The organism is Streptomyces sp. NRRL S-920, assembly GCF_000717945.1.
GTDB classification, from domain to species: domain Bacteria; phylum Actinomycetota; class Actinomycetes; order Streptomycetales; family Streptomycetaceae; genus Streptomyces; species Streptomyces alboniger.
Genome location: NZ_JODF01000115.1, coordinates 1 through 5,054 on the forward strand (window position 1 = coordinate 1; position 5,054 = coordinate 5,054).

Annotated in this window: 2 rRNA genes; both read right to left on the reverse strand. The window is 57.0% G+C overall.

The annotated features are described in order from the left end of the window. Positions 1-33: 33 nt before the first annotated feature. Positions 34-3,158 (reverse strand): 23S ribosomal RNA (locus IG54_RS0136850). Between the two features lie 311 nt (positions 3,159-3,469). Next, positions 3,470-4,995: ribosomal RNA gene (locus IG54_RS38845) — 16S ribosomal RNA — on the reverse strand. Together the 16S and 23S rRNA genes form the textbook arrangement of a ribosomal RNA operon. Positions 4,996-5,054 lie beyond the last annotated feature (59 nt).

Genomic DNA, 5,054 nt, shown 5'->3' on the forward strand with positions numbered 1-5,054 from the left:
GTTTCAGAACCAACACAGTGGACGCGAGCAACTGAGGACAAGCCCTCGGCCTATTAGTACCAGTCACCTCCACCCGTTACCGGGCTTCCAGATCTGGCCTATCAACCCAGTCGTCTACTGGGAGCCTTAACCCCTCAAAGGGGGTGGGAATACTCATCTCGAAGCAGGCTTCCCGCTTAGATGCTTTCAGCGGTTATCCTTTCCGAACGTAGCCAACCAGCCATGCCCTTGGCAGGACAACTGGCACACCAGAGGTTCGTCCGTCCCGGTCCTCTCGTACTAGGGACAGCCCTTCTCAATATTCCTACGCGCACAGAGGATAGGGACCGAACTGTCTCACGACGTTCTAAACCCAGCTCGCGTACCGCTTTAATGGGCGAACAGCCCAACCCTTGGGACCGACTCCAGCCCCAGGATGCGACGAGCCGACATCGAGGTGCCAAACCATCCCGTCGATATGGACTCTTGGGGAAGATCAGCCTGTTATCCCCGGGGTACCTTTTATCCGTTGAGCGACGGCGCTTCCACAAGCCACCGCCGGATCACTAGTCCCGACTTTCGTCCCTGCTCGACCCGTCGGTCTCACAGTCAAGCTCCCTTGTGCACTTACACTCAACACCTGATTACCAACCAGGCTGAGGGAACCTTTGGGCGCCTCCGTTACTCTTTGGGAGGCAACCGCCCCAGTTAAACTACCCATCAGACACTGTCCCTGATCCGGATCACGGACCGAGGTTAGACATCCAGCACGACCAGAGTGGTATTTCAACGGCGACTCCACGAACACTGGCGTGCCCGCTTCAAAGTCTCCCACCTATCCTACACAAGCCGAACCGAACACCAATATCAAACTGTAGTAAAGGTCCCGGGGTCTTTCCGTCCTTCTGCGCGAAACGAGCATCTTTACTCGTAGTGCAATTTCACCGGGCCTATGGTTGAGACAGTCGAGAAGTCGTTACGCCATTCGTGCAGGTCGGAACTTACCCGACAAGGAATTTCGCTACCTTAGGATGGTTATAGTTACCACCGCCGTTTACTGGCGCTTAAGTTCTCAGCTTCGCACACCCGAAAGTGCACTAACCGGTCCCCTTAACGTTCCAGCACCGGGCAGGCGTCAGTCCGTATACATCGCCTTACGGCTTCGCACGGACCTGTGTTTTTAGTAAACAGTCGCTTCTCGCTGGTCTCTGCGGCCACCCCCAGCTCAGAGTGCAAGACTCATCACCGGTGATGGCCCCCCTTCTCCCGAAGTTACGGGGGCATTTTGCCGAGTTCCTTAACCATAGTTCACCCGAACGCCTCGGTATTCTCTACCTGACCACCTGAGTCGGTTTAGGGTACGGGCCGCCATGAAACTCGCTAGAGGCTTTTCTCGACAGCATAGGATCATCCACTTCACCACAATCGGCTCGGCATCAGGTCTCAGCCTTAATGTGCAACGGATTTACCTATCACACGGCCTACACCCTTACCCCGGGACAACCACCGCCCGGGCTGGACTACCTTCCTGCGTCACCCCATCACTCACCTACTACCACCTTGGGTCAGCGGCTCCACCACTTCCCTTTGCCCGAAGGCTCCAGGACGGCTTCACGGCCTTAGCATTAATGGGCTCGATGTTTGACGCTTCACAGCGGGTACCGGAATATCAACCGGTTATCCATCGACTACGCCTGTCGGCCTCGCCTTAGGTCCCGACTTACCCTGGGCAGATCAGCTTGACCCAGGAACCCTTAGTCAATCGGCGCACACGTTTCTCACGTATGTATCGCTACTCATGCCTGCATTCTCACTCGTGAACCGTCCACCACTGCCTTCCGGCGCAGCTTCACCCGGCACACGACGCTCCCCTACCCATCCCAGCAGGCGTTGGCCCTCTATGCTGGAATGACACGACTTCGGCGGTACGCTTGAGCCCCGCTACATTGTCGGCGCGGAATCACTAGACCAGTGAGCTATTACGCACTCTTTCAAGGGTGGCTGCTTCTAAGCCAACCTCCTGGTTGTCTGTGCGACTCCACATCCTTTCCCACTTAGCGTACGCTTAGGGGCCTTAGTCGATGCTCTGGGCTGTTTCCCTCTCGACCATGGAGCTTATCCCCCACAGTCTCACTGCCGTGCTCTCACTTACCGGCATTCGGAGTTTGGCTAAGGTCAGTAACCCGGTAGGGCCCATCGCCTATCCAGTGCTCTACCTCCGGCAAGAAACACACGACGCTGCACCTAAATGCATTTCGGGGAGAACCAGCTATCACGGAGTTTGATTGGCCTTTCACCCCTAACCACAGGTCATCCCCCAGGTTTTCAACCCTGGTGGGTTCGGTCCTCCACGACCTCTTACAGCCGCTTCAACCTGCCCATGGCTAGATCACTCCGCTTCGGGTCTTGAGCGCGCTACTAAATCGCCCTATTCGGACTCGCTTTCGCTACGGCTTCCCCACACGGGTTAACCTCGCAACACACCGCAAACTCGCAGGCTCATTCTTCAAAAGGCACGCAGTCACGAGACACCAAGCAAGCTTGATGTCCGACGCTCCCACGGCTTGTAGGCACACGGTTTCAGGTACTATTTCACTCCGCTCCCGCGGTACTTTTCACCATTCCCTCACGGTACTATCCGCTATCGGTCACCAGGGAATATTTAGGCTTAACGGGTGGTCCCGCCAGATTCACACGGGATTTCTCGGGCCCCGTGCTACTTGGGTGTCTCTCAAACGAGCCGCTGATGTTTCGACTACGGGGGTCTTACCCTCTACGCCGGACCTTTCGCATGTCCTTCGCCTACATCAACGGTTTCTGACTCGTCTCACAGCCGGCAGACTGTGAAAGAGAGATCCCACAACCCCGCATACGCAACCCCTGCCGGGTCTCACACGTATACGGTTTGGCCTCATCCGGTTTCGCTCGCCACTACTCCCGGAATCACGGTTGTTTTCTCTTCCTGCGGGTACTGAGATGTTTCACTTCCCCGCGTTCCCTCCACACTGCCTATGTGTTCAGCAGCGGGTGACAGCCCATGACGACTGCCGGGTTTCCCCATTCGGAAACCCCCGGATCAAAGCCTGGTTGACGACTCCCCGGGGACTATCGTGGCCTCCCACGTCCTTCATCGGTTCCTGGTGCCAAGGCATCCACCGTGCGCCCTTAAAAACTTGGCCACAGATGCTCGCGTCCACTGTGCAGTTCTCAAACAACGACCAACCACCCATCACCCCACCAGCAAAACCAGTGAGTGTACTGGGGTCGGCACTGAAGGCAGCCGAAACCGGCCGTACCCTCAGATACCCAACAGCGTGCCCGACACCCTTACCGCTTCCCTCAACGTTCCACGCTCCGAAGAGCAGTACTGGAAGGAGAAGACGATCAAGTGTGCCGAGTAGTCAACGTTCCACCCATGAGCAACCAGCATCAGACGTTCGCTGATGGACTGGCCTCTGACCAACCGGAGTTGGTAAGAAGTGCTCCTTAGAAAGGAGGTGATCCAGCCGCACCTTCCGGTACGGCTACCTTGTTACGACTTCGTCCCAATCGCCAGTCCCACCTTCGACAGCTCCCTCCCACAAGGGGTTGGGCCACCGGCTTCGGGTGTTACCGACTTTCGTGACGTGACGGGCGGTGTGTACAAGGCCCGGGAACGTATTCACCGCAGCAATGCTGATCTGCGATTACTAGCAACTCCGACTTCATGGGGTCGAGTTGCAGACCCCAATCCGAACTGAGACAGGCTTTTTGAGATTCGCTCCACCTCACGGTATCGCAGCTCATTGTACCTGCCATTGTAGCACGTGTGCAGCCCAAGACATAAGGGGCATGATGACTTGACGTCGTCCCCACCTTCCTCCGAGTTGACCCCGGCGGTCTTCTGTGAGTCCCCATCACCCCGAAGGGCATGCTGGCAACACAGAACAAGGGTTGCGCTCGTTGCGGGACTTAACCCAACATCTCACGACACGAGCTGACGACAGCCATGCACCACCTGTACACCGACCACAAGGGGGGCACCATCTCTGATGCTTTCCGGTGTATGTCAAGCCTTGGTAAGGTTCTTCGCGTTGCGTCGAATTAAGCCACATGCTCCGCTGCTTGTGCGGGCCCCCGTCAATTCCTTTGAGTTTTAGCCTTGCGGCCGTACTCCCCAGGCGGGGAACTTAATGCGTTAGCTGCGGCACCGACGACGTGGAATGTCGCCAACACCTAGTTCCCACCGTTTACGGCGTGGACTACCAGGGTATCTAATCCTGTTCGCTCCCCACGCTTTCGCTCCTCAGCGTCAGTAATGGCCCAGAGATCCGCCTTCGCCACCGGTGTTCCTCCTGATATCTGCGCATTTCACCGCTACACCAGGAATTCCGATCTCCCCTACCACACTCTAGCTAGCCCGTATCGAATGCAGACCCGGGGTTAAGCCCCGGGCTTTCACACCCGACGTGACAAGCCGCCTACGAGCTCTTTACGCCCAATAATTCCGGACAACGCTTGCGCCCTACGTATTACCGCGGCTGCTGGCACGTAGTTAGCCGGCGCTTCTTCTGTAGGTACCGTCACTTTCGCTTCTTCCCTACTGAAAGAGGTTTACAACCCGAAGGCCGTCATCCCTCACGCGGCGTCGCTGCATCAGGCTTTCGCCCATTGTGCAATATTCCCCACTGCTGCCTCCCGTAGGAGTCTGGGCCGTGTCTCAGTCCCAGTGTGGCCGGTCGCCCTCTCAGGCCGGCTACCCGTCGTCGCCTTGGTGAGCCATTACCTCACCAACAAGCTGATAGGCCGCGGGCTCATCCTTCACCGCCGGAGCTTTTAACCTCCACCCAGGAGAGTGGAGGTGTTATCCGGTATTAGACCCCGTTTCCAGGGCTTGTCCCAGAGTGAAGGGCAGATTGCCCACGTGTTACTCACCCGTTCGCCACTAATCCCCACCGAAGTGGTTCATCGTTCGACTTGCATGTGTTAAGCACGCCGCCAGCGTTCGTCCTGAGCCAGGATCAAACTCTCCGTGAATGTTCTCCCGTAATCGGGATGACACCACGAGAGCGGAACGGTCGGGAGGAATAATCCCG